17 protein-coding genes, 2 tRNA genes and 1 pseudogene are annotated in these 23,680 nt (G+C 65.6%); 13 read left to right on the top strand and 7 right to left on the bottom strand.

The window, feature by feature from the left end:
- Positions 1-36 precede the first annotated feature (36 nt).
- Positions 37-1,038, top strand: coding sequence for a 4-hydroxythreonine-4-phosphate dehydrogenase PdxA (locus VE25_RS10715; protein WP_046108616.1), 1,002 nt, complete (start codon positions 37-39; stop codon positions 1,036-1,038).
- A gap of 142 nt (positions 1,039-1,180) precedes the next feature.
- Here the strand turns inward: VE25_RS10715 and VE25_RS10720 are convergent, their stop codons facing one another.
- Genes VE25_RS10720 through VE25_RS10730 form a run of 3 tightly spaced genes read right to left on the bottom strand, consistent with a single transcriptional unit; the run spans position 1,181 to position 4,369 of the window.
- Entirely contained in the window at positions 1,181-2,227 is a 1,047-nt protein-coding gene (locus VE25_RS10720; RefSeq protein WP_046108617.1) for an ABC transporter ATP-binding protein, read from the bottom strand.
- Between the two features lie 2 nt (positions 2,228-2,229).
- On the bottom strand, positions 2,230-3,243 hold the full coding sequence (locus tag VE25_RS10725; RefSeq protein ID WP_083988865.1) for an ABC transporter ATP-binding protein: 1,014 nt from the start codon (positions 3,241-3,243) through the stop codon (positions 2,230-2,232).
- A gap of 1 nt (position 3,244) precedes the next feature.
- Entirely contained in the window at positions 3,245-4,369 is a 1,125-nt protein-coding gene (locus VE25_RS10730) for an ABC transporter permease (RefSeq protein WP_046108632.1), read from the bottom strand.
- A gap of 372 nt (positions 4,370-4,741) precedes the next feature.
- On the opposite strand from VE25_RS10730, the gene VE25_RS10735 reads away from it, so the two are divergent.
- From VE25_RS10735 to VE25_RS10750, 5 genes and pseudogenes are all read left to right on the top strand, one after another.
- The gene (locus tag VE25_RS10735; RefSeq protein ID WP_152664588.1) at positions 4,742-5,839 is read left to right on the top strand and encodes an ADP-ribosylglycohydrolase family protein; all 1,098 of its coding nucleotides are present in this window, start codon (positions 4,742-4,744) and stop codon (positions 5,837-5,839) included.
- 88 nt (positions 5,840-5,927) lie between these two features.
- A complete protein-coding gene (locus tag VE25_RS10740; RefSeq protein WP_052731890.1) occupies positions 5,928-7,847 on the top strand; it encodes an ABC transporter substrate-binding protein in 1,920 nt (639 codons plus the stop codon).
- A 109-nt stretch (positions 7,848-7,956) separates the two neighbouring features.
- The gene (locus VE25_RS10745; protein ID WP_046108620.1) at positions 7,957-8,943 is read left to right on the top strand and encodes an ABC transporter permease; all 987 of its coding nucleotides are present in this window, start codon (positions 7,957-7,959) and stop codon (positions 8,941-8,943) included.
- Positions 8,944-8,961: 18 nt separating this feature from the next.
- Positions 8,962-9,127, top strand: a pseudogene (locus tag VE25_RS23755) (four-carbon acid sugar kinase family protein); the annotation flags it as partial.
- Positions 9,128-9,483: 356 nt separating this feature from the next.
- A complete protein-coding gene (locus tag VE25_RS10750) occupies positions 9,484-10,566 on the top strand; it encodes an LLM class flavin-dependent oxidoreductase (protein WP_046108621.1) in 1,083 nt (360 codons plus the stop codon).
- An 81-nt stretch (positions 10,567-10,647) separates the two neighbouring features.
- On the opposite strand, the gene VE25_RS10755 is transcribed toward VE25_RS10750, so the two are convergent.
- The 3 genes from VE25_RS10755 to cpdR form a co-directional block, all read right to left on the bottom strand.
- Positions 10,648-10,722, bottom strand: a tRNA-Val gene (locus VE25_RS10755).
- Positions 10,723-10,818: 96 nt separating this feature from the next.
- Positions 10,819-10,893: transfer RNA gene (locus tag VE25_RS10760), tRNA-Val, on the bottom strand.
- Between the two features lie 104 nt (positions 10,894-10,997).
- Positions 10,998-11,357: a cell cycle two-component system response regulator CpdR gene (gene cpdR / locus VE25_RS10765; protein WP_046108622.1), complete on the bottom strand. Its 360-nt coding sequence runs from the start codon at positions 11,355-11,357 to the stop codon at positions 10,998-11,000.
- Positions 11,358-11,584: 227 nt separating this feature from the next.
- Here cpdR and VE25_RS10770 point away from each other — a divergent pair, with 227 nt between their 5' ends.
- From VE25_RS10770 to VE25_RS10780, 3 genes are all read left to right on the top strand, one after another.
- A complete protein-coding gene (locus tag VE25_RS10770) occupies positions 11,585-12,472 on the top strand; it encodes an N-formylglutamate amidohydrolase (protein WP_046108623.1) in 888 nt (295 codons plus the stop codon).
- Between the two features lie 334 nt (positions 12,473-12,806).
- On the top strand, positions 12,807-13,628 hold the full coding sequence (gene hisN, locus VE25_RS10775; RefSeq protein WP_083988866.1) for a histidinol-phosphatase: 822 nt from the start codon (positions 12,807-12,809) through the stop codon (positions 13,626-13,628).
- 71 nt (positions 13,629-13,699) lie between these two features.
- Positions 13,700-14,200: an anthrone oxygenase family protein gene (locus tag VE25_RS10780; RefSeq protein WP_046108624.1), complete on the top strand. Its 501-nt coding sequence runs from the start codon at positions 13,700-13,702 to the stop codon at positions 14,198-14,200.
- On the opposite strand, the gene VE25_RS10785 is transcribed toward VE25_RS10780, so the two are convergent.
- The gene (locus VE25_RS10785) at positions 14,197-15,186 is read right to left on the bottom strand and encodes an alpha/beta fold hydrolase (RefSeq protein WP_046108635.1); all 990 of its coding nucleotides are present in this window, start codon (positions 15,184-15,186) and stop codon (positions 14,197-14,199) included. The genes VE25_RS10780 and VE25_RS10785 overlap by 4 nt on opposite strands.
- A gap of 416 nt (positions 15,187-15,602) precedes the next feature.
- Here VE25_RS10785 and VE25_RS10790 point away from each other — a divergent pair, with 416 nt between their 5' ends.
- The 4 genes from VE25_RS10790 (at position 15,603) to VE25_RS10805 (ending at position 23,597) form a co-directional block, all read left to right on the top strand.
- Positions 15,603-16,058 carry an Hsp20 family protein gene (locus VE25_RS10790; RefSeq protein WP_046108625.1) on the top strand — a complete coding sequence of 152 codons (456 nt, stop codon included), beginning with the start codon at positions 15,603-15,605 and terminating at the stop codon, positions 16,056-16,058.
- A 340-nt stretch (positions 16,059-16,398) separates the two neighbouring features.
- Positions 16,399-16,872 carry a DNA starvation/stationary phase protection protein Dps gene (gene dps / locus VE25_RS10795; protein ID WP_046108626.1) on the top strand — a complete coding sequence of 158 codons (474 nt, stop codon included), beginning with the start codon at positions 16,399-16,401 and terminating at the stop codon, positions 16,870-16,872.
- 538 nt (positions 16,873-17,410) lie between these two features.
- A complete protein-coding gene (gltB, locus tag VE25_RS10800; protein ID WP_046108627.1) occupies positions 17,411-22,156 on the top strand; it encodes a glutamate synthase large subunit in 4,746 nt (1,581 codons plus the stop codon).
- Positions 22,157-22,169: 13 nt separating this feature from the next.
- On the top strand, positions 22,170-23,597 hold the full coding sequence (locus tag VE25_RS10805; RefSeq protein WP_046108628.1) for a glutamate synthase subunit beta: 1,428 nt from the start codon (positions 22,170-22,172) through the stop codon (positions 23,595-23,597).
- Positions 23,598-23,680: the final 83 nt, after the last annotated feature.

Below are 23,680 nucleotides of genomic sequence, written 5' to 3' on the forward strand. Positions count from 1 at the left end.
AATGGAAATCTGATGAACCATCCACGGAGCAGCCTCATGAAGCCGACCCTCGCACTCTTCGCCGGAGATCCGGGAGGGATCGGCCCCGAGATCGTGGCCAAGGCATTGGCGGACGAGGAGGTGCGGGAGGCGGCCAACTTCATCCTCATCGGCAGCAAGCCCGCCATCGAGCGCGGAATGGAGGTCGCCGGGCATCGCACGGCGTTCGAGCATACGGATGCCCGACGCCCGTCGGGCGACGAACTGCCCATCCAGCTTGCGCGCTGGGAAGGGGATGCGGACGTGGATTTCGAGCGCGGCAAGGTCGACGCGCGGAACGGCGCGCACATGCTGGCGGGCCTCGCCTACGGGTTGCAGCTCTGCGTGAAGGGCGTCGCCGACGCCATGTGCGTGGCCCCGCTCAACAAGTCGGCGCTGAAGGCCGGCGGCATGAAACATCCCGACGAGATCAACTATTTCCGCGAGGTGCTCGATTTTTCCGGCATGACGAGCGAGTTCAACGTCAACGACAAGCTGTGGACGGCGCGCGTGACCTCCCACGTGCCGCTGAAGGATGTCAGCGGCCTCATCACCGGCGACAAGATCGTCAACGGCGTCGGCATCCTTCATGACGGGCTCTCGCGGGCCGGCTACGAGCGGCCGCGCATCGCCGTATGCGGGCTCAACCCGCACAACGGGGAATCCGGGGCGTTCGGGCGCGAGGAGATCGACGTCATCCGTCCGGCCGTGGAGCGCGCGCAACAGATGGGATTCGATGCGCATGGCCCGTTCCCGGCCGACACCATCTTCGTGCAGGCGACCAGGCCCCAGGGCGGGTACGACGGCGTCCTGACGATGTACCACGACCAGGGGCAGATCGCCATGAAGCTGATGAGCTTCGGGCACGGCGTCACCGTGCACTACGGACTGCCGATGGTGGTGACCACGACGTCGCACGGCACCGCCTACGATATCGTCGAGAAAGGGGTTGCGACGCCCAGCGCGTTGAAGAACGCAATTCTGATGGCGGCCCGGATGGGTTCGCGCAACGGAGGCTAGAGCCGTTCACCGTTTCTTTGAAACGCTGAACGATCTCTAACTCTTTGTTTTGTCACGTTTCCGAACCGGAAAAGTGGTGTCCACTTTTCCTGGAAACGCTCTAGGCAGAGGCGCCAGGGTTGCGACATCGCTCTTGGGTATTTCAGGTCGCCACCTGGGGTGCCCCTTTGAGCTCCAGCGTCTCGGCATAGTGGCAGGCAACCTGGCGGTCGTCTTCGAGCGTCCGCAACGCGGGCACTTCCCGCACGCAGCGATTGCCGTCCGAATAGGCGCAGCGCGTGTGGAACGGGCAGCCGCTCGGCACGTTCGAGGGATCGGCGATCTCGCCCGCGAGGCGAATGCGCTCGACCTTCTTCCTCAGCCTCGGATCGGGGATCGGCACCGCCGAGAGCAGCGCTTCCGTATAGGGATGGGCGGGGCGGGCGAAAAGCGCTCGTGTCGGGGCGAGCTCGACCAGCTTGCCCACATACATCACCGCCACGCGGTCGCTGATGTATTCCACGACGCTGAGGTCGTGGGCGATGAAGACGTAGGTCAGCTTGTACTCGACCTGGAGCTTTTTCAGCAGGTTGATCGTTTGCGCCTGGACCGAGACGTCGAGAGCCGACACGGCTTCGTCCGCCACCAGCAGGCGCGGGTTGAGGGAGAGGGCGCGCGCGATGCCGATGCGCTGGCGCTCCCCGCCCGAAAAGGCATGCGGATAGCGCGCCATGTATTCGCGCCGCAGGCCGACCTGCTCGAGCAGGTCCCCCACGCGCCGGTGAAGCGCCTTGTTACGTGGGTGGCCGGCGAGGACCAGCGGCTCGCCGACGATCTCCTCGACGGTCATGCGCGGGTTGAGGGAAGCGTAGGGGTCCTGGAAGATCATGCGGATGTCGCGCCGGTAGGGCCGCAGCGCCCTGCCGTCCAGCGCGGTGAGGTCGACCACCTCGCCCTCGTTGCGGGTCCGATAACGGATGCTGCCCGCGGTCGGGTCGTAGATGCGCATGATGCAGCGGCCGAGCGTCGTCTTTCCGCACCCGGATTCGCCGACGACGCTCAGCGTTTCGCCCTCACGCACGCAAAACGATACGCCGTCGACGGCCTTGACCTGCCCGACGACGCGCCGCAGGACGCCCGCGCTCGTCACGGGAAAGTGCATGCTGAGGTCGCGCACTTCGAGGAGCGTGGCTGCTGATGGTTCCGCCATTTTTACCGACCTTGCGTGATGTCTTGCCCGACGCGGGCGCATTTGACGTGGTGTTCGGGCAGCACCGCGATGGTCGCGGGCTCGGCTGTGTCGCAGGTGCCGGCCAGGTAGCGGTCGCAACGCGGATGGAAGACGCAGCCGCGCGGGCGCGCGAGCGGGTGCGGTACCATTCCGCGGATGGCCGCGAGAGGCAGGTCCTTGTCCGCCGAGAGGCGGGGAACCGACTGGAGCAGCGCGCGGGTATAGGGGTGCTCGGGCGCGTGGAAGGTGGTGTCGACGTCGGCGGTCTCGACGACGGAGCCGGCGTACATCACCACCACGTCGTCGGCGATCTCGGCAACGACCCCCAGGTCATGGGTGATGAACATCACCGACATCTCCATCTCCTCCTGCAGCTCGCGGATGAGATCGAGGATGTTGGCCTGGGTGGTGACGTCGAGCGCGGTCGTCGGCTCGTCGGCGACGAGCAGGCGCGGCTCGCAGATCAGCGCCATGGCGATGACGACGCGCTGGCGCAGGCCGCCCGAGAGCTGGAAGGGATAGTTGTCGAAGCGCTGGACGGGGTTGGGGATGCCGACCCTCGCCATCATCTCGAGCACCCGCTCGCGCGCCTCGGCCCGCTGCAGCCTGAAGTGCAGGAGGAGCGGTTCCATGATCTGCTCGCCGATGCGGTGGACCGGCGAAAGCGAGGTCATCGGCTCCTGGAAAACCATGCCGATCTCGCGCCCGCGGATGGCGCGCATGACGCGTCCGCCGGCAGGCTGCGTAGCGATGTCGGTGATTTTGCCGTCGCGGTCCCGGTAGCGGATGCTGCCCGAGGCGATGCGGCCGGGCTTTTGCAGGATCTGCATCATCGACCGGGCGGTGACGGATTTTCCCGAGCCGGATTCGCCCACGATGCAGGTGGTCTTGCCGCGCTTCAGCAAGAAACTGACCCCGCGCAGCGCCTCGATCGTTCCGGCCATGACGGGAAAGTCGACGCGAAGGTCGCGTACCTCGACGATTGTCTCATCCATGTCAGTTGCTTCCGTATGGGTCGGCGGCATCGCGCAGACCGTCGCCGAGGAAGTTCAGCGCCAGGACCGCCACGATCACCGCCGCGCCCGGCCAGAGCAGCCAGGCCGCGTTGGCCAGCGTGCGGATGTTCTGGGCCTCCTGCAGCAGGACGCCCCAGCTGATGACCGGCGAGCGCAGGCCGATGCCGAGGAAGGAGAGCGCGGTTTCGGCCAGGATCATGGCGGGTACCGCAAGGGTCACCGAGGCCACGATATGGCTGGTGAACGCCGGCACCATGTGGCGGAAGATCACGCGCATCTCGCCGCTGCCGTCGAGCCGGGCGGCCATCACGTAGTCCTCGTTCTTGATGGACATGAACATGCCGCGGATTTGGCGGGCGAGCTGGGTCCAGCCGAGAAGCGAGAGGATCACGGTGATGAGGAAATAGACCGCTATCGGGTCCCATGTGAGCGGAATGGCCGCCGCCAGCCCCATCCAGAGCGGGATGGTGGGCAGGGAGATGAGGAACTCGGTCACCCGCTGTATGACGGAATCGACGGCGCCGCCGTAGAAACCGGCGATGGCGCCGAAGGTGATGCCGATCACCAGGCTCATGACCACGCCGATGAGGCCGATGGAGAGCGAAACCCGCGAGCCGTGGACGATGCGGCTGTAGACGTCGCGCCCCAGCCGGTCGGAGCCCAGGAGGAAGAACGGATCGGACGGATCGACGGCGCCCAGGATATAGCGGTTCCAGGCAATGAGGCCGGCGAGGCGGTATTCCGGCCCCTCGACGAAAAAGCCGATCGGAATGACGGTTTGCTCATCGATCTCGAAGGTGCGGCGCAGGGTGACCGGATCGGTGGCGGCTGCGTAGCCGTTGACGTGCGGCCGCCAGCGCCACCCGCTTTCGTCGCTCTGGAAGAGCTTGACCGCCTGCGGGGGCGCGTAGGTGTAGCGCGAATTGTAGGCGTGGGGATCAGTGGTCGAGAAAAACTCGGCAAAGATCGCGACGAGATAGAAGACGATCAGCAGCACGCCCGACACCACGGCGAGCTTGTGCTGCTTGAACTTCCACCAGGTGAGCGACCACTGGCTCCAGTAGAGCGTCCTGTCGTCCTCGCGCGCGGGCTCGCTCGCGGCCAGGCCGTTCGCGCTCGCGGCAGTCGTCGGATCAGCTGACACCGGCGCCTCCCGCGTCGCGTCCCAGCCTCGGGTCACCGGCGGGTAACGGCGTTCCCATGCTCTCCTCCCTGCATTCAATCCGGCAGCGGTGCGATCCGGGCCGGTGCCGGCATGCGGAAAACCGGCGCCTTTCCGGCTTCCCGTCCCGTCTCGTTTGATGGCACACTAACAAGGTTCATACTATGAGAGAAGCTTAAAGAATGACAATCCGTCATTGAATGTCAACAAAAAGGCATCTTGACCAGACAATTCATTGGATATATCCGTGCAATCTGTAAAAAGGGAGCCCGGCCGCACAGGGCTGCGGCAGCTGGATTTAGGGAGAGATTGAACGTGACCTCGATATTGTATGACCGCATCTACGCCGTGAATGCGGTTGCCCCCGTCGCCAACTCCATGGGCGACCTGACCGAAGGCATGCATTGGCGCGAGGTCGAGGAGACGTTCGGTTTTCTCGAGGAGCTGCGCCCGCAGACCATCAAGGCGCGCACGCGAAAGTCCGAGTGGGGACGCGATTTCGTCTACCAGGCGATGGATCGCCCCCCGGGCCAGACCGAGGACGGGCAGGAGCGCCACCGGCTGGTCTGCGAAGCCATCATCGCCAAGAACGGCCGCATCACTGCGGGGGACCTCGGCCGCACGTGGGTCGACCTCATCAAGCCGGAGAATTTCGGCAAGCTGCTGGGCCCGCAGGACCAGGTGATTTACTGGAGCCTTTATGCCGGCGTGCCGGCGCATGAGGTCGGCCGCTACGCCGTCTGGCCCAAGATGCACGGCACCAGCAAGATGATCCAGCCGATCGGGCTGGTGAACGCCTGCAACCCGCGCCAGGCCGCCGCCGACGCCCATGACGTCGGGCGGATCAAGGACGTCGACGGGTTGAGCGCCAATTTCGCCATCGAAGTGGTCGCGGCCCTTGCCGCCGGCTGCGCGCACGCGCTCATCCCGGGCTCAACCGTCGGCAGCGTTATCGACACGGCGCTGGCGCAACTGTCGGCGACGCCGCGCGCCGAGGTGGAGCAGGGGCTCGAATGGGCCAGGCAGCACAAGGACTGGAAGAAGCTGCGCGAGCTCTATGCCCAGTACTACGAGCATAAATCCGCGTCCGACGCGGTGGAGGTTCTCTCCTCTTCGCTCGCCGTCTTCTATCTCTGCGACGGCGACGCTCACCAGGGCATGCTCTGGGCGGTGAACATGGGGCGCGACACCGACGACCGCGCCTATGACGTGGCGTGCCTGTCGACGGCCCTCAACGGCCTCGGCACGTTCCCGCGCGCGTGGCTCGACATCGTCGAGAACCAGCTCAAGACCGACACGGTGACGGTATCCAACCGCTCGCTCAAGGGCACCGCCGACGGCCTCTACAAGGCGGTGCTCAACGAGATGGACAAGAGCAAGGCCGTGCTCGGCGACCTTGAAAAGCTGCTTTAGCGCCCGCGCCGGTTCGGCACGGGCATTCCGTTCCGCTTGCGTCGGGAGGCGCGGCGGAACGGAAAATCGAGGATGGAGGAGGACTTCGATGAGGAGAATAGTTGCGAGGGTCGCGGGGAGCACCCTGGCTCTGGCGGGTGTGCTCGCATTCCCGTTGGCTGCCTCGGCCTACCAGGAGGCCCCGATGCTGGCCGAGCAGGTGGCCGCGGGCGCGTTGCCACCCGTGGACGAGCGCTTGCCGGCCGAGCCGCTGGTGCTTGAGCCACGCGAGGCGGTCGGCACCTATGGCGGCGAGCTGACTTTCGGCATCAAGGGCATGGCGGACTGGGTGCTGCTGCAGCGCACCATGGGCTACGAGCCGCTGGTGACCTGGAACCCGGAGTGGGACGAGATCGTACCCAACATCGCCAAGGCGTTCCATGTCAACGAAGACGCGACCGAGTTCGTCTTCGAATTGCGCGAGGGGATGAAGTGGTCCGACGGGCACCCGTTCACCGCCGATGACATCGTCTTCTGGTTCGAGGACATCCTGCTTGATCCGGATGTGTCGCCGGGCATTCCAACCGGCATGAGGGCCGGCGGCGAACCGCCGGTGCTGACCAAGGTCGACGATCTGACCGTCAAGTTCGAGTTCGAGGAATCGAACGGCCTTTTCCTGCAATACGTCGCGTATGCGCGGGGCGGCTTCGAGATGACGAGCTTTCCGAAGCACTATTTCGAGCAGTTCCACCTCAAATACAACGAGAACGCGGACGAGCTGGCCAAGGAGCTGGGCTTCTCCAACTGGCTGGATATGTTCCAGGACCGCTCCGGCGACTACATGGCGCCCTGGCGGTTCCGCGGAGACGTGCCGGTCCTGCTGCCCTGGATGCTGCAGACCGGTCTGGAAACCCTGGCGAGCAGCCAGCAGGTCGTTGCCGTTCGCAACCCCTACTACTTCAAGGTCGATCCCGAGGGAAACCAGCTGCCCTATATCGACCGGGCGGTCTATGCGTCCGTGCAGGACGACGAGGTGCTGCTGCTCAAGGCCCTCAACGGCGAGATCGACTTCCAGGACCGCAACATCGGCATCGATGCCAACAGGGCGGTGCTCTACGACGGCCAGGAGGCCGGCGGATACAGGTTCTACGAGGTGGCCCTGTCCGACATGAACACCGGTATCATCTCGATCAACCAGACCATTCCGGACGATCGCAAGCGCGAGATCTTCACCAACAAGGATTTCCGCATCGCCCTGTCGCATGCGATCAACCGCCAGGAGATCATCGACATCGTCCACCAGGGGGTCGGCGAGCCCTGGCAGGCGGCTCCGCGCCCCGATACCCCGCTCTACAGCGAGCGGCTGGCCAAGCAGTACACCGAGTACGACCCCGACCTCGCCAACCGGATGCTCGACGCCATCCTGCCGGACCGCGGCGCCAACGGCATGCGCACCTATTCGGACGGCACCCCCTTCACCTTCGTGCTGGAGGCTTCCGACGCGCATGGCCTGCGGTTCCCGGACGCGGCGGAACTCGTGGTCCGGTACTGGCAGGAGGTGGGGATCGACGCGCAGGTGCGCGTCATGGATCGGGCCCTTCTCGACCAGCGCCGCATCGCCAACGTCCAGGACGCGATGATCTGGCGCGGGTTTGGCGGCTCGCTCGACGCCATCGTCGACACACGCTGGTACGTGCCCGTCACCGGGAACTCCAATTTCGGCATCCCCTGGACGCAGTGGGCCGAGGGCGAGGCCGGAGGCATCGAGCCGCCGCAATCGGTCAAGGACCATATGGCGATGTACCGGGAAGTCGCCCTGACCCCGACCCTCGAAGGCCAGATCGAAAAGTACGGCGAACTGCTGGAGGTATCGGCCGACCAGTTCTACGTCTTCGGCATCAGCCTGCGCGGACCGGGCTTCGGGATCGTCAAGACCGATCTCGGCAACGCTCCGCAAGTGGTGCCGGCCGGCGGCGATATCCTCGATCCTGCCCATTCCAGGCTCGAGCAATTGTTCTGGAAGAACTGATCTCGCCGACGAACCTGCAGCAGCCGCCCCGTCAAGGTGGCTGCTGCAGGCCAAGACGCCGCCAGCGCGGTGTCCACTTTTCCTGAAAACGCCCTGGGCGAGGTGGAAAATGGTTGCCTATCTCATTCGCCGGATCCTGCTGATGATCCCGACGATCTTTGCCATCTCGCTCGTGGCGTTCCTCATCATCCAACTGCCTCCCGGCGATTTCCTCGATGGCATGGTTTCCGCCATGGAGGCGGACGGAAACCCGATGCGGGCCGAGATGATCGCCGCGCTTCGCGAGCGCTACGGCCTCGACCAGCCCGTCTTCGTGCAGTACTGGCAGTGGATCACCGGCATCGTGCTGCGCGGCGATTTCGGCATGTCGTTCGAATGGCGGCAACCGGTGCAAGACCTGATCTGGGAGCGTACGGGCCTCACCTTCCTACTGTCGCTGCTGACGCTGGTGTTCGTGTGGATCGTCTCGTTCCCCATCGGCGTCTATTCGGCCGTTCGCCGCTATTCGGTCGGCGACTACGTCGCGACCTTCCTCGGCTTCATCGGGCTGGCCATCCCGAACTTCCTGCTGGCCCTGGTGTTGCTTTTCGGCGCCTACAAGATCTTCGGGGTCAACCTGGCGGGGCTGTTCTCGCGCGAGTACGAGAACGCGCCGTGGTCCATGGGCAAGGTCCTCGACCTGATGGCGCATCTGTGGCTGCCGCTGATCGTTCTCGGCTCGTCGGGCATCGCGTCCCTCTTTCGCATCATGCGGGCAAACCTGCTTGACGAGCTCTACAAGCCCTATGTGGTCACGGCGCGGGCCAAGGGGCTGCCCGAGTGGAAGCTGATCCTCAAATATCCGGTGCGCGTCGCGCTCAACCCGTTCGTGAGCACGGTCGGCTGGGTGCTGCCCGACCTGGTGTCGGGCGCGGTGATCACCGCCGTCGTCCTCAACCTGCCGCTGACCGGCCCCATGCTGCTGCGGGCGCTGCAATCGCAGGACATGTACCTGGCCGGCTCCTTCATCCTGGTGCTCGGCGTATTGACGGTCATCGGAACACTGATCTCGGATATCCTGCTGGCCATGCTCGATCCGCGCATCCGCTACCGGTGACGCGGACATAAGCCGATGCTGCGACCTGGGGTCATCGCCGTCGAGTTCACCGGGGGCCACCGACATCGCCGGTTTCCTCATGGCCGGGGGCTGCGCACCATCCGGTTGAACGGGCCGCCGCGGCAGGACATCGAGGTCGATGCCGACGCGGGTCGTCGTCAGCCTGAAATCGAGGTCGAGTCCCGTTCATGGGGACACATGACCCGGCAGGCGAACGCGCCGGCGGCTCATTCCGGCCCTGTCCGGACGCGACTGTTCGCTGACCGGGTGACGCGGCGCAACGCCGTCTGTTTCCTGCGTTTTGTTTGTCTATAGATTTTGTGGAGATAATTGTCACCTGCGCGCGGCAGGGAGGAAAACTGTGCTCGCTGCCGGGCTCAACGGCCTTCGCTGGCTTCTCTAGGCTGAGGCGAACGGGTGCGGACACCCGTCTTCATGCCGGAAGTACGTCATGGCAGTCATCACCCCCGCTGTCGCCGCATGCGCGGGCCGGTTCCGATGAAGGCCGCAATCCAGACAGACGAAAAGCGAGGGCCTTGCATGAGCAGCACGTCCGAATTCCTTTGGTACATCCCCAACCAGGTCAAAGCCGGACATCGCGGGGAACCGGCCGCCGAGAACCACAACAGCCTCGCGACGCTGACGGGCCAGGCAAAGGCGCTGGAGGAGCATGGCTGGAAAGGGGCGCTCATCGGCACCGGTTGGGGGCGGCCCGATACCTTCACCGTCGCGGCGGCGCTGGCCGCGCAGACCACGACTTTCGAGCCGCTGATCGCGATCCGTCCGGGCTATTGGCGGCCGGCGAACTTCGCCTCGGCCGCGGCAACGCTCGACCACCTGACCGGCGGGCGCGTGCGCATCAACATCGTGTCGGGCAAGGACAATCTCGCCGCCTATGGCGACAGCGAGGGCGACCAGGCCCACCGCTATGCGCGCACGAGGGAGTTCATGCGGCTGGTGCGCCGGCTATGGACCGAGGAGAACGTCTCGTTTGCCGGCGAGCACTTCGTGGTCACCGAATCGAGCGTGGTGCCGCGCCTTGCGGCTCGCCCTGGCCGCCGCCATCCGCGGCTCTATTTCGGCGGCGCCTCGGAGGCGGCCGAGCGGGTTGCCGCGACCGAAGCCGATGTCCAGCTTTTCTGGGGGGAGCCGCTCGATGGCGTCGCGGAGCGGATCGAGCGGCTGAAGGCGCTGAGCAGGACCCTCGACCGCGACCTGCCGCCGCTCGAGTTCGGGCTGCGGATCACCACCTTCGTCCGCGACACCACGCAAGAGGCCTGGGCTGACGCCGAGGCGAAGGTCGCCGAGATGGCCAGGAGCAGCGGCACCGGCTGGCATGATCACCACCGGGCGAACGCGGTCGGCCAGCAGCGGCTGCTCGACCTGCACGCGCGCGGCGAAGTGCTCGACGACAACCTCTATACCACGCCCGGCAAGTTCGGCGGAGGCGGCGCCGGCACGACCTGGCTGGTCGGCTCGGCGGCGGACGTCGCCCGCTCGCTGCGCAAATACGCCGATCTCGGCATCACGCACTTCGTGCTCTCCGACACGCCGTATCTCTCCGAGATCAAGCGCCAGGGAAGCCAGCTGCTGCCGTTGCTGAGGGATCGATTGGCGGCTTAGACCCAGACCGGAGTTTGCTCGTTTTTGTGCGGCTCGCGTGCGTCGCGCCGCAACGAAGACAGGTCAAGGCATTGAAAACAATGGTGGGTGCGACAGGGATTGAACCTGTGACCCCTGCCGTGTGAAGGCAGTGCTCTCCCGCTGAGCTACGCACCCGACGCCGAAAGGGCGCGGTTTGGTGATCCCGTGGCTGGCCGGTCGGCCGGGTCACCTGTGGCGCGGCCGAGGCGGCCGGGCCTATGGAAGAGAGAATGGTGGGCGTGACAAGGATCGAACTTGTGACCCCTACGATGTCAACGTAGTGCTCTCCCGCTGAGCTACACGCCCATCTCTCGGGCGGAGCGGCTCGCGCCGTTCCGGTGGCGGGGATAGACCATAAAATCCATCGCCTGGTCAAGAGGCGACAAGCGCAAATGAACAGAAGCGAGCGATCAGGCCGCCAGCAGCCGCTCGACCTCGCTGACGAGATCGCGCAGGTGGAAGGGTTTGGAAAGGACCGAGGCGTCGCGCGGGGCGTCGCTGTCGGGGTTGAGGGCGACGGCGGCAAAGCCGGTGATGAACATGACCTTGAGGTCCGGATCGAGCTCGGTGGCGCGCCGGGCAAGCTCGATGCCGTCCATCTCGGGCATGACGATGTCGCTGAGGAGCAGCGAGAACGGCTCCTCACGCAGCCGCTCATAGGCGGAAAGGCCATTGTCGAAGGAGACGACCTCGTAGCCGGCGTTCTTCAACGCGCGCGTCAGGAACTGGCGCATGTCGTTGTCGTCTTCCGCGAGCAGGATCCGCTTCATTCCTACACCTTCTTGGGTCGGCACCTTCATGCCCCGATTCGGGCTTCGTCTTTGAATCGCATTTTATCGGGCGATGTTTAAGCGAGTTTTGCTGCGAGGCAAACGGGCAAGGCAAGAACGTCCTCGCAAATTCGCGAGATTCTGGACAAGGCCCGGAAAGGCGGGCAATCTCATGTCAAAGAGGCCCGATCTGCGTTTGTGCGCCAAGGGCGGAAGCTGGAGGAAAAGTGCGGTCGGACTATGCCGACAGACCCGCTTTCGAGACCATCCGACCACGCCGGCTGGTTGCTCCCGTCGTCTTCAATTCCGCCCACTCCGGCCGCGTCTATCCCGAGCGGTTCCTTGCCATGACGCGGCTCGACCACCTGTCGATTCGCCAGTCCGAGGATGCGTGGGTGGATGAACTGTTCATGCGCGCCCCGCACCTCGGGGCGCCGTTGCTGCGGGCCCATTTCCCGCGCGCCTATCTCGACGCCAACCGCGAGCCGTGGGAGCTCGACCCGGAAATGTTCGCCGAGCCGCTCTCGGACCGGTTCAACACCACCTCGCCGCGGGTCGCCGCCGGGCTCGGCACGATCGCGCGGGTGGTGGCCGAGAACAAGCCGATCTACCGCGACCGGCTGACGCTTGAGGATGCGCGCATGCGTGTCGAAGGCATCTACCACCCCTATCACCAGGCGCTGCAGAAGTTGCTCGGCGACGCGATGAACATGTTCGGCGTGGCGCTGCTCATCGATTGCCATTCCATGCCGCGCATCTCGCGCAGCGGCGACCGTCCATCGCCGGACGTGGTGCTGGGCGACCGCTACGGTACGACCTGCGCGCCGGCCATCGTCGACCTCGTCGAGACGGTGTTCGTCGCCGCAGGCCTTCGGGTCGCGCGCAACCGCCCCTATGCCGGCGGGTTCGCCACCCGCACCTATGGGCGTCCGCAGCATGGCGTGCATGCCCTGCAGATCGAGATCAGCCGGCACCTCTACATGAGCGAGGTGACGCTGACCAAGACGGCCGGGTTCGAGCCGATGCGGGCGCTACTCGAGAAGCTGATCCTGGCGCTGATCGGGTTCGATCTTCTGGCGCTCGCCGGCGTGCCGACGGCCAAGGCGGCCGAATAGCTTTCCTTACCGCAAGCAGAAGTGCGCCTTAGAAAGGCGATGGTCGTTGCGTAGTCGTTTGCGGGAAAAACGGGCCGCCAAAGAGGCGGCCCAAGTCAAGGGAGGAAACGATCACGGCTCACTGGTGGCCGGAACAGGACCGGCGTGAAGTAAAGCCGCTCACCCATCATGCATCTTCTTAGTGAACTGATTTGTTAACGCGGGCAAGTTTTCTGGCGCTGCTTTGCACATAAATCTTGTGCTGTTGCAAAAATGAATCAGGGTCATTGACGGCGCGGCTCCGGCGGAGGCAAATACTGCGCCCTTGCTTTGAAAGAAAACCCAAGCGAATCCGATGATTAACTCCCTGTCGACCCAGGCGGCGCGGCGCATCGACCTCGACGCCGTCGAGACGGTTCTGCACGAGGCGGCGGAAGCTGCGGCGGCCGTGACGCTCAAGCTTTTCCGCACGCCCCTCGCCGTCGAGAACAAGTGGCAGGTAGGATTCGATCCCGTCACCGAAGCGGACAAGGAGGCGGAAGTCGCCGTCCGGCAGATCATCGAGGCGCGTTTCCCCGACCACGGCATCATCGGGGAGGAGTGGGCGCAGAAGGACGCGGCAAGCCCCTTCACCTGGATCATCGATCCGATCGACGGCACGCGCGCCTTCATCTCGGGCGTGCCGGTCTGGGGCACGCTCATCGGACTGATGCATGAGGGGCGGGCTCTCGCGGGGCTGATGGCGCAGCCTTTCACCGGCGAGACGTTCTGGAGCCTGCCGGGCAAGGCGCGATACCGGCGGGGCGGCGACGTGGCGCCGCTCGGGACCAGCAAGGTCACCGAGCTCGCCCATGCCAAGCTGACGACGACGAGCCCCGATCTCTTTCGCGGCGCCGACCGGGAGGTGCCGTGGCAGGCGATCGCCCCGCGCGTGCTGCAGGTGCGCTACGGGCTCGATTGCTACGGCTACTGCCTGATGGCCATGGGGCAGATCGACCTGGTGGTCGAGGCGGGGCTCAAGGATGTCGACATCGCCCCCCTGATCCCGATCATCGAGAATGCCGGCGGCATCATCACCACCTGGGACGGCGGGCCGGCGGAAGCGGGCGGCAATTGCGTCGCGGCCGCGACGCCCGAACTGCATGCGGCGGCGCTCGCGGTGCTGCAGGGCCGATAGGCCCCTCTAGGGGAACCATCGCGGCCGTTCCGGCATAGGGTGGGCAGAAGCCCAGTCTCGAGAGCGGTCCGGTGGCTTTCGTGCTCGAAGTGCTTGCGGTCCTCGCAACGGCGGTGGTTTTCTCGCCGGCCCTGGCGCATGCGCTGGAATTTCCCGGCAAGCTCCGGCTCGAACGCGGCGACTATCTCACCGTGCAGCGGATCTACTATCCGGGGTTCACGGCGGTCGGGTTCCTGGAGCCGGTGTCGTCCCTGCTGGTGCTGGCGTTGCTCTTCGTCCTTCCCGCCGGCGGCGCCGCATTCTGGTGGGCGCTCATCGCGTTCGTCGCGCTCGTTGCCATGCAGGCGATCTATTGGCTCGTCACGCATCCGGTCAACCGCGTCTGGCTTAAGGAGCAGCAGCTCTCCGGGGCGGGCGAGAAATTCTTCTCGTCCGGGCGGCAGGAAAAGCTCGAGGCTGGCGGCGAGGCGTGGACGGGGCTACGCGACCGCTGGGAGTATTCGCATATCGCGCGCGCTGTGCTCACGGGCGTGGCGCTTGTCAGCCTCACGATCGTGGCGGCGATTCCCTAACCGCTCTGCTCGGTGATGAAGGCGTCGAAGGCGGCGAAGACCTGGGCGCGGATGGCGTCGTTTTCCATGAAGAGCTCGTGCCGCGCGCCGGCGATGACGATGTGGCGGCCGGTACGCATCCGCAGGCCCAGCTGCTCGGTGACCGGGCTCGCAACGACCTTGTCGCTTGCGGCGACCAGCATCAGCACCGGCACGCGCACGCGCGCGGGAAAAACGTCGCGGGCCGCCTCGGCCATGGCCGAGAACGCCGCCGACGCCCAGCCGAGGGTCGGCGGGCCGATCGCCAGCTCGGGGCGCGCTGCATAGACGTCGACGGTGCGCATATAGCGCGTGAGGTCCGACGTCAGGGGGTTGCCCTCGAACGCCTCGTGCGTGGGGATGCGGTCGGCGGGGCGGGAGACCGGCATCTGCGAGAGGCCGAGGAAACAGAGCGTCTTGGTCAGCCACGCCATGCCGGCGAACGGCAGCGGCTGGTTGGGCAGGCCGATCATCGGGGCCGAGAGGAAGACCCGGTCGAACATCATCCGGTCTTCGATGGCCGAGAAGAGGGAAGCGAGGCCGCCCATGGAATGGCCGACGAGATAGAAGGGCGGCGGGCACTCGGGCAGCAGAATCTGCCGGTGGAAGCTCTTGAGGTCCAGCCAGTAGTCCGAGAAGCGTTCCACGTGTCCGTGGCGCGGATTGCCGATGAGACGCTCCGAGCCGCCCTGGCCGCGCCAATCGAAGGTGGCGACGGCGAAGCCGCGGCGGCGGAAGTCCTCGATGGTCTCGAAATACTTCTCGATGAACTCGGTGCGCCCGTGGACGAGGCAGATGGTGCCGCGGTGGCCTTCGGCCGCGCGCGGCCAGGTGGCGTAGCGCAGCCGTACATTGTCCTCGGTCCGGAAGTACCCCGCCCGCGCACCCGCCGGCACGGGATTGGACGGCAGGTCGACGAGGACAGCCTCTGTCGGCTGGGCGGCGACGGCTTTGGCGGTGACGGTCATGAACATGGCTCGCACGGAAGGGCCAAGTGATGGCCGGTTTCATGCTGGCGCGCAATGGTCTGGAAGCACAAAGGCCAGCACCCGGCGGGGTGCTGGCCCTCGTGACTGGCGGTTCCGTGCGGGGGGCGGGTGACGGAACCGCGGGGTGCGGGGCTCGGAACTGTTCCTTGCCGACCGCATGCCCCGTTTTAAGCGCGTCAAGCTGAACCGATGCGGAGCGCGTCGTTCATCTGCGGTTCATCTTCAAGGCAATGCCCCGCCGATTGTGGCGGACCTTGAACAGCCTATTGGCCCACCTACATAAAGTGCGTCCGCCGGATGTCCGGGGACCGGACCTTTCGCTTGAGGCTCGCCTTGATGGGAGCCGTTGCGGCAGGGGCCCGAAAACCCACGTTGCTCAACATGGAGAATGTGACATGCAGACCTTCGATTTTTCCCCCTTCTACCGGTCGACCGTCGGCTTTGACCGGCTGTTCTCGCGGCTCGACAATCTCGTCGGCCAGGAAGCCAAGACCTACCCGCCCTACAACATCGAGCGCACGGGCGAAGACGCCTACCGCATCTCGATCGCCGTAGCCGGGTTCTCGAACGGCGACATCGCCATCGACGGCAAGGAGAATGGCCTCCTCGTCAAGGGCGCCAAGCCCGCCGAGACCGCCGAGTCTCCCCGTGAATTCCTCCATCGCGGTATTGCCGAGCGCGCCTTCGAGCTGCGCTTCCAGCTTGCCGACTATGTCGAGGTGACCGGGGCGGCCCTCGAGAACGGGCTCCTGCACATCGATCTCAAGCGCGAGCTGCCCGAGGGCAAGAAGCCGCGCCAGATTCCGATCAATGGCGCTGCCAAGTCGATCGAGGACCAGTCGGTCAACTAACCGGCGGTTCGCTTGAACCGGAAGGGGCGCGGTCCGAAAGGGCCGCGCCTTTCTTGTTTGAGGATGTTGGCCGGGGTAGGGCACGAACTTGCCCCCACCACCGGCTGTCATCCCGGCGAAAGCCGGGACCCAGTACACACTGGTGTCAGGGCTCGTGTGCAGGGGGGTGTTCATCATCCTGACGGCAAGCATCGGCAGCGCCGTTTACTGGGTCCCGGCTTTCGCCGGGATGACAGCCGGTGAGTGGGGCTGACATGGTCCGCGAGCCGCCCGGCAGTTCCTAAGGAACCGGCCCACGCTCCAGCGTGTTGTGCACACGACCGTTGCAGGGAGCGTCCCCATGAAAACCCCGTCGATCCACCTCGCCTCGAACACCAAGTCCACCGTCATCGAGATCCTCAACAAGCGGCTGGCCGATACCATTGACCTGGCGCTCGCCACCAAGCAGGCGCACTGGAACCTCAAGGGGCCGCAGTTCATCGCCGTGCACGAGCTGCTCGATACGTTCCGGGCCGGGCTCGACGAGCACGGCGACATCATGGCCGAGCGGGTGGCCCAGCTCGACGGCATCGCGCTCGGCACGTCGCAGGCGGTGGCCAAGGCGTCGGGGCTCGAACCCTATCCGACGGACATCCAGAAAGTGCCCGAGCACCTGGCGGCGCTGGCCGACCGCTATGCGCACCTCGCCAACACGGTGCGCGAGGATATCGACACCACCGACGAGGCGGGCGATGCGGACACCGCCGACATCCTCACCGCCTTCTCGCGCGAGCTCGACAAGGACCTGTGGTTCATCAAATCGCATCTCGAATAGGCATTCGCAGGCGAATGTGGCGTGGAGCGGCGCGAGTCGACGATTTCGCGCCATTTTGGTCGGCCAAAGGGTATGGGCGGCGCGGTCGTTCCTATGATCTCCTATGGATTGTTGGTCTTTTCCTACTCCTCGTGGCGGAAAAGTGACGGCGACCGCTTGTGCGCAGATTGGAATTGTGCAAATGTGCAGGTGATAGGACAACATTGTTGTCGTTTATCTGCCGCGGCGCCCCGGTCTCCCCGGGTCAGCGCCGCACGCCGTACCGGCTGGTCCCGCTCTTGCATAGCGGAAACGGAACGGCGGGGCTAAGATAGCCCGAACGAGCGGCCATTTGGATGCAGAGCCGCTCCCCACTGAATGGATGCGTTTGCTCTTTCGAGCCGTACTGTGTACGACCCGGAACGACAGCGCGCCCACGAAAGGAAAGACTGCTGCATCCGGGCGCCGGCCTGCCGGCAACACAGCCAAGGATGCGAACGAAGACACCAAGCGAGGTGCCCGACAGCCGGGCGCCGGGCACTGCGAGAGAGGACACGATATGGCAAACGAACGGACCGGAACGGCTCTTCCCGTCGGCGCGAGCGCTGCCAATCGTAAAACCCTGATTTCGCACGGCCGCCGCGTGGTGCCCGCCGGGCGGCCCGAGGCGCAAGGTCTTTATGACCCTTCGCGCGAGCACGATGCCTGCGGCATCGGCATGATCGCCAACATCAAGAACAAGCCGAGCCACGAGGTGGTGGAGAAGGGTCTCGAGATCCTCGAGAACCTCGAGCACCGCGGGGCCGTGGGCGCCGATCCGCTGATGGGCGACGGGGCGGGCATCCTCGTCCAGATCCCGCACGCGTTCCTGGCAAAGAGCGTCGATTTTCCGCTGCCGGAAAAGCACCGGTATGCGGTGGCGATGATCTTCTATCCCAACGACCCGGCGCTGCGCGACCGCTGCGCCGAGGCGGTCAAGGCCTGCATCGCCGGCGAGGGGCTGACGCTCCTCGGCGAGCGCGTGGTGCCGACCGACAACGGCAAGCTTTCCGAAGGCGTCATCGCCACCCAGCCGATCATCGAGCAGATGTTCATCGCCCGGCCGGAGGAGCTCAGCCTCGACGAATTCGAGCGCAAGCTCCTGATCGTGCGCAAGGTCATCTCCAACACCGTCTACCGCTCGATCCCCGAGAGCGACAGCGACAACGGCTTCTACGTCGTGTCGATGTCGGCAAGGACGCTCGTCTACAAGGGCATGTTCCTCGCCTACCAGCTCGGCGCGTTCTACCCGGACCTTTCGGACGAGGCGTTCGAGAGCGCCATCGCGCTCGTCCACCAGCGCTTCTCGACCAACACGTTCCCGAGTTGGAAGCTGGCGCATCCCTATCGGATGACGACGCACAACGGCGAGATCAACACCATCCGCGGCAACGTCAACTGGATGGCGGCCCGGCAGGCGTCGGTGGCTTCCGATCTCTTCGGGGACGAGATCACCAAGATCTGGCCGATCTCCTACGAGGGCCAGTCGGACACCGCCTGCTTCGACAACGCGCTCGAGTTCCTGGTGCGCGGCGGCTACTCGCTGCCGCACGCGGCCATGATGCTGATCCCCGAGGCCTGGGCGGGCAACCCGCTGATGGACGAGGAGCGGCGCGCCTTCTACGAGTACCATGCCGCTCTCATGGAGCCGTGGGATGGGCCGGCGGCGATGTCGCTTTCGGACGGGCGCTACGTCGTCGCGACCCTCGACCGCAATGGGTTGCGGCCGGCGCGCTATCTCGTCACCCGCGAGGGGCATGTGGTGCTGGCCTCCGAATCGGGCGTCCTCGACATTCCCGAGGAGGACGTCGTCGAGCGCTGGCGGCTGCAGCCGGGGCGCATGCTGGTCATCGACCTCGAGGAAGGCCGGATCGTTTCGGACGAGGAGATCAAGCACGCCCTCGCCAGCAAGCACCCCTACAAGGCGTGGCTCGAGCGCACGCAGATCGTGCTCGAGGACCTGCCGGCGACCGAGCCCAAGGCTCCCAAGACCTCGGAAAGCCTCTTGGACCGCATGCAGGCCTTCGGCTATACGCAGGAAGACATCAAGCTCCTGATGGCGCCGATGGCGACGACGGGCCAGGAAGCCGTGGGCTCGATGGGCACCGATACGCCCATCTCCGCGCTCTCGGACAAGTCCAAGCTCCTCTACACCTATTTCAAGCAGAACTTCGCGCAGGTCACCAACCCGCCGATCGATCCGATCCGCGAGGAATCGGTGATGAGCCTTGTCTCGTTCATCGGGCCGCGGCCGAACATCTTCGACCTCGAAGGGCTCTCGAACCAGAAGCGGCTCGAGGTGCGCCAGCCGATCCTGACCAACGAGGACCTGGAAAAGATCCGCGCCATCGGCGACATGCCGGACAACCAGTTCAAGACCAAGACCATCGACATCACCTATGCGGCCGACAAGGGCGCGGCGGGGATGGAAGAGGCGCTGGACGCGATCTGCGCGCTCGCCGAGACGGCGGTCAAGGGCGACTACAACATCATCATCCTCTCCGACCGGCTGGTGGCGGCGGACCACATCGCCATCCCGGCGCTGCTGGCGACGGCGGCGGTGCACCATCACCTCATCCGCAAGGGGCTGCGCACGTCCTCGGGCCTCGTCGTCGAGACCGGGGAAGCCCGCGAGATGCACCACTTCGCCATGCTCGCCGGCTATGGCGCCGAGGCGATCAACCCGTACCTGGCGTTCGAGACGCTGGCCGCGCTCCATGCCGAGGGCGAGTACCCGCCCGAGGTCGATGCCGAGGAGGTCGTCTACCGCTACATCAAGTCGGTGGGTAAGGGATTGTTGAAGGTCATGTCCAAGATGGGCATTTCGACCTATCAATCCTATTGCGGCGCGCAGATCTTCGATGCGGTGGGCCTCAAGTCCGATTTCGTCAAGCGCTTCTTCTTCGGCACGGCGACCTCGATCGAGGGCGTGGGCCTTGCCGAGATCGCCGAGGAGACGGTGCGCCGGCATCGCGACGCGTTCGGCAACGACGCGGTCCTCAAGAAGTCGCTCGATGTCGGCGGCGAATACATGTACCGCATCCGCGGCGAGAAGCATGCCTGGTCGCCCGATACGGTCGCCGACCTGCAGCACGCCGTGCGCACCCGGGACGAGAGCCCGGAAGGGGCGCAGGAGCGCTACGACAGCTTCGCCAAGCGCGTCAACGAGGCGATGAACGGCTTCAAGGCCATCCGCTCGCTTTTCGAGGTCAAGCCCCTGGGCCCGGCCGTTCCGCTCGAGGAGGTGGAGCCGGCGACCGAGATCGTCAAGCGCTTCGTCACCGGCGCGATGTCCTTCGGCTCGATCAGCCGCGAAGCACACACGACCCTCGCCATCGCCATGAACCGGATCGGCGGCAAGTCGAACACCGGCGAGGGCGGCGAGGAGCCGGACCGCTTCATGCCGCTGCCGGACGGCTCGCAGAACCCGTTGCGCTCGGCCATCAAGCAGGTGGCATCGGGCCGGTTCGGCGTCACGGCCGAATATCTCGTCAACTCGGACGCCATCCAGATCAAGGTCGCGCAGGGCGCCAAGCCCGGCGAGGGCGGGCAATTGCCCGGCCACAAGGTCGACTGGAAGATCGCCAAGGTGCGTCACTCGACGCCGGGCGTCGGCCTCATCTCGCCGCCGCCGCACCACGACATCTATTCGATCGAGGACCTGGCCCAGCTCATCTACGACCTCAAGAACGTCAACGAGCGGTCCGAGATTTCGGTCAAGCTCGTCTCAGAGGTGGGCGTCGGCACGGTCGCGGCGGGCGTCGCCAAGGCCCGGGCCGATCACATCACCATCTCGGGCTATGACGGGGGCACGGGCGCTTCGCCGCTGACCTCATTGAAGCATGCCGGCGGACCCTGGGAGATCGGCCTTGCCGAGACGCACCAGACGCTGGTGCTCAATCGCCTGCGCTCGCGCGTCGTGCTGCAGGTCGACGGCGGCCTTCGCACCGGCCGGGACGTCCTCATCGGGACGCTCCTCGGGGCCGACGAGTTCGGCTTCTCGACCGCGCCGCTGATCGCGGCCGGCTGCATCATGATGAGGAAGTGCCACCTCAACACGTGTCCCGTGGGCGTTGCGACGCAGGACCCGGTGCTGCGCAAGCGCTTCAAGGGCACGCCCGAGCACGTCATCAACTACTTCTTCTTCGTGGCCGAGGAGCTGCGCGGACTGATGGCAGAGATGGGTGCGAGGACGCTCAGCGAGCTCGTCGGGCGTTCGGACCTGCTCGACCAGAAGAAGCTCGCCGACCACTGGAAGGCTTCGGGGCTGGACTGCTCGAAGATCTTCTACAAGCCCGAGCCGATCGGGGGCGACACGATCTTCCACTCCGAGGCGCAGAACCATCACCTGGAGGCCGTGCTCGACCGCACCTTCATAGAGAAGGCGATGCCGGCGCTCGAGAACCGCACGCCCGTGCAGATCGATCTGCCGATCCGCTCGCGCGACCGTTCGGCCGGCGCCATGCTCTCGGGCGAGGTGGCGCGCCGCTTCGGCCACGAGGGGCTGGCCGAGGACACCATCGCCATCAAGCTTACCGGCACCGCCGGGCAGAGCTTCGGGGCGTTCCTTGCCCGCGGCGTTTCCATCGACCTCGTCGGCGATGCCAACGACTATGTGGGCAAGGGTCTCTCGGGCGGGCGCATTGTGGTGCGGCCTTCGCAGAAGGCGCGGATCGTGCCCGAGAAGTCGATCATCGTCGGCAATACGGTGCTCTATGGCGCCATCGAAGGCGAGGCCTATTTCCGGGGCGTCGCGGGCGAACGGTTTGCCGTCAGGAACTCCGGGGCCATCGCCGTCGTCGAAGGCACCGGCGACCATGGCTGCGAATACATGACCGGCGGCCTCGTCGTCGTCATCGGCGAGACCGGTCGCAACTTCGCGGCCGGCATGTCCGGAGGCGTTGCCTATGTGCTCGACGAGGACGGCACGTTCCGCTCGCGCTGCAACCTCGCCATGGTCGACCTCGAGCCGGTGCCCGAGGAAGAAAATCTCATGCGCAAGATCCACCACCACGGCGGGGATCTCGAGTGGCACGGGCGCGTCGACATCTCCGGCGACATGACCAAGCACGACGACGAGCGCCTGCAGCAGCTCATCGCCAATCACCTGCACTACACCGGTTCCACCCGCGCCAAGGCCATCCTGGAGAACTGGGAGGCCTACCGGCCGAAATTCGTCAAGGTGATGCCGGTCGAATACCGGCGGGCGATCCGCGAGATGGAACAGAAGAAGAAGCGCGCCGAAATGGGCGTGGCTGCGGAATAGGAAAGGAAAGCCAATGGGTAAGGTCACAGGCTTTCTCGAGATCGAGCGGGAGGAGCCCCGGTACGAGCCGGCCTCCGATCGCGTGCGTCATTTCGGCGAGTTCACCATTCCCCTTTCCGAGGGCCGGGTGGTGGACCAGGCGGCCCGCTGCATGGATTGCGGCATTCCGTTCTGCCACGGCGATACGGGCTGCCCCGTCAACAACCAGATTCCCGACTGGAACGACCTCGTCTACCAGGGGGACTGGGAGGAGGCGGCGCGCAACCTGCATTCGACCAACAACTTCCCTGAGTTCACCGGGCGCATCTGCCCCGCTCCTTGCGAGGAGGCGTGCACCTTGAACCTCGAGGACACGCCGGTCGCCATCAAGACGGTGGAGCAGGCCATCGCCGACCGGGCGATCCGTTCGGGCTGGGTCAAGCCGCAGCCGGCCGAGATGAAGACCGGCAAGTCCGTTGGCATCGTCGGCTCGGGCCCGGCCGGCATGGCCGCCGCCCAGCAGCTGGCGCGCGCTGGCCACGAGGTGCACGTCTACGAGCGCGAGCCCAAGGCGGGCGGCCTCATGCGCTACGGCATCCCCGACTTCAAGATGGAGAAGGACCACATCGACTTCCGCGTTACGCAGATGGAAGCCGAGGGCGTGATCTTCCACTATGGCGAGAACATCGGGATCAGCCGGCCGCTTTCGGACCTGCAGGCCCGGCACCACGCGGTGCTGCTCTGCGGCGGGGCGGAAAAGCCGCGCGACGTCGGGGCCGAAGGCACGCACCTCGACGGCGTGCATTACGCCATGCCGTTCCTGGTGCAGCAGAACCGGCGCGTCGGGGGCGAGGACGTTTCCGGCGAGTTCCCGCTGGTCGCGGCCGGCAAGCACGTCGTCGTCATCGGCGGCGGCGACACGGCATCGGACTGCATCGGCACCTCGTTCCGTCAGGGAGCGATCGCCGTCACGCAGCTCGACGTGCGCCCGCAGCCGCCCGAGCTCGAGAACAAGCTCTCGACCTGGCCCAACTGGGCGGTCAAGATGCGCACCTCCTCCTCGCAGGCCGAGGGCGCGATCCGCGAGTTCTCGGCCGGCACGATGAAGATCGTCGGCAACACCAAGGGCCACGTCACCGGCGTCGAATGCGCCCGCGTCGACCGCAAGCGCCAGCCGATCCCCGGCACCGAGTTCACCATCAAGGCGGACCTGGTGCTGCTGGCCATCGGCTTTGCCAGCCCTGTGCACGAAGGCATGCTGAACGAGCTCGGCGCGCAGCTCGACAAGCGGGGAAACCTCTTTGCCGATACCTTCAGCTACCGCACGTCGGTCGACAAGGTCTATGCCGCCGGCGACATGCGGCGCGGCCAGTCGCTGGTCGTCTGGGCCATCCGCGAAGGCCGCCAGGCGGCGCGCGCCATCGACATGGACCTGATGGGCAAGACGGATTTGCCGCTATAGCCGTGGATCAGTGGTTCTCGGAATCGACGGCTCCATCGCCTCCCTCCCCTTGAGGGGAGGGAATGAGGGTGTCTCTTATACCC

Source organism: Devosia geojensis, assembly GCF_000969415.1.
Taxonomy (GTDB): domain Bacteria; phylum Pseudomonadota; class Alphaproteobacteria; order Rhizobiales; family Devosiaceae; genus Devosia; species Devosia geojensis.

Coding starts and splice junctions, on each gene's coding strand:
- dps (WP_046108626.1), top strand. CDS start 16,399: ATGAAAACCCCGTCGATCCACCTCGCCTCGAACACCAAGTCCACCGTC.
- VE25_RS10715 (WP_046108616.1), top strand. CDS start 37: ATGAAGCCGACCCTCGCACTCTTCGCCGGAGATCCGGGAGGGATCGGC.
- VE25_RS10740 (WP_052731890.1), top strand. CDS start 5,928: ATGAGGAGAATAGTTGCGAGGGTCGCGGGGAGCACCCTGGCTCTGGCG.
- VE25_RS10785 (WP_046108635.1), bottom strand. CDS start 15,186: ATGACCGTCACCGCCAAAGCCGTCGCCGCCCAGCCGACAGAGGCTGTC.
- cpdR (WP_046108622.1), bottom strand. CDS start 11,357: ATGAAGCGGATCCTGCTCGCGGAAGACGACAACGACATGCGCCAGTTC.
- gltB (WP_046108627.1), top strand. CDS start 17,411: ATGGCAAACGAACGGACCGGAACGGCTCTTCCCGTCGGCGCGAGCGCT.
- VE25_RS10790 (WP_046108625.1), top strand. CDS start 15,603: ATGCAGACCTTCGATTTTTCCCCCTTCTACCGGTCGACCGTCGGCTTT.
- VE25_RS10725 (WP_083988865.1), bottom strand. CDS start 3,243: ATGGATGAGACAATCGTCGAGGTACGCGACCTTCGCGTCGACTTTCCC.
- VE25_RS10750 (WP_046108621.1), top strand. CDS start 9,484: ATGAGCAGCACGTCCGAATTCCTTTGGTACATCCCCAACCAGGTCAAA.
- VE25_RS10745 (WP_046108620.1), top strand. CDS start 7,957: ATGGTTGCCTATCTCATTCGCCGGATCCTGCTGATGATCCCGACGATC.
- hisN (WP_083988866.1), top strand. CDS start 12,807: ATGATTAACTCCCTGTCGACCCAGGCGGCGCGGCGCATCGACCTCGAC.
- VE25_RS10805 (WP_046108628.1), top strand. CDS start 22,170: ATGGGTAAGGTCACAGGCTTTCTCGAGATCGAGCGGGAGGAGCCCCGG.
- VE25_RS10720 (WP_046108617.1), bottom strand. CDS start 2,227: ATGGCGGAACCATCAGCAGCCACGCTCCTCGAAGTGCGCGACCTCAGC.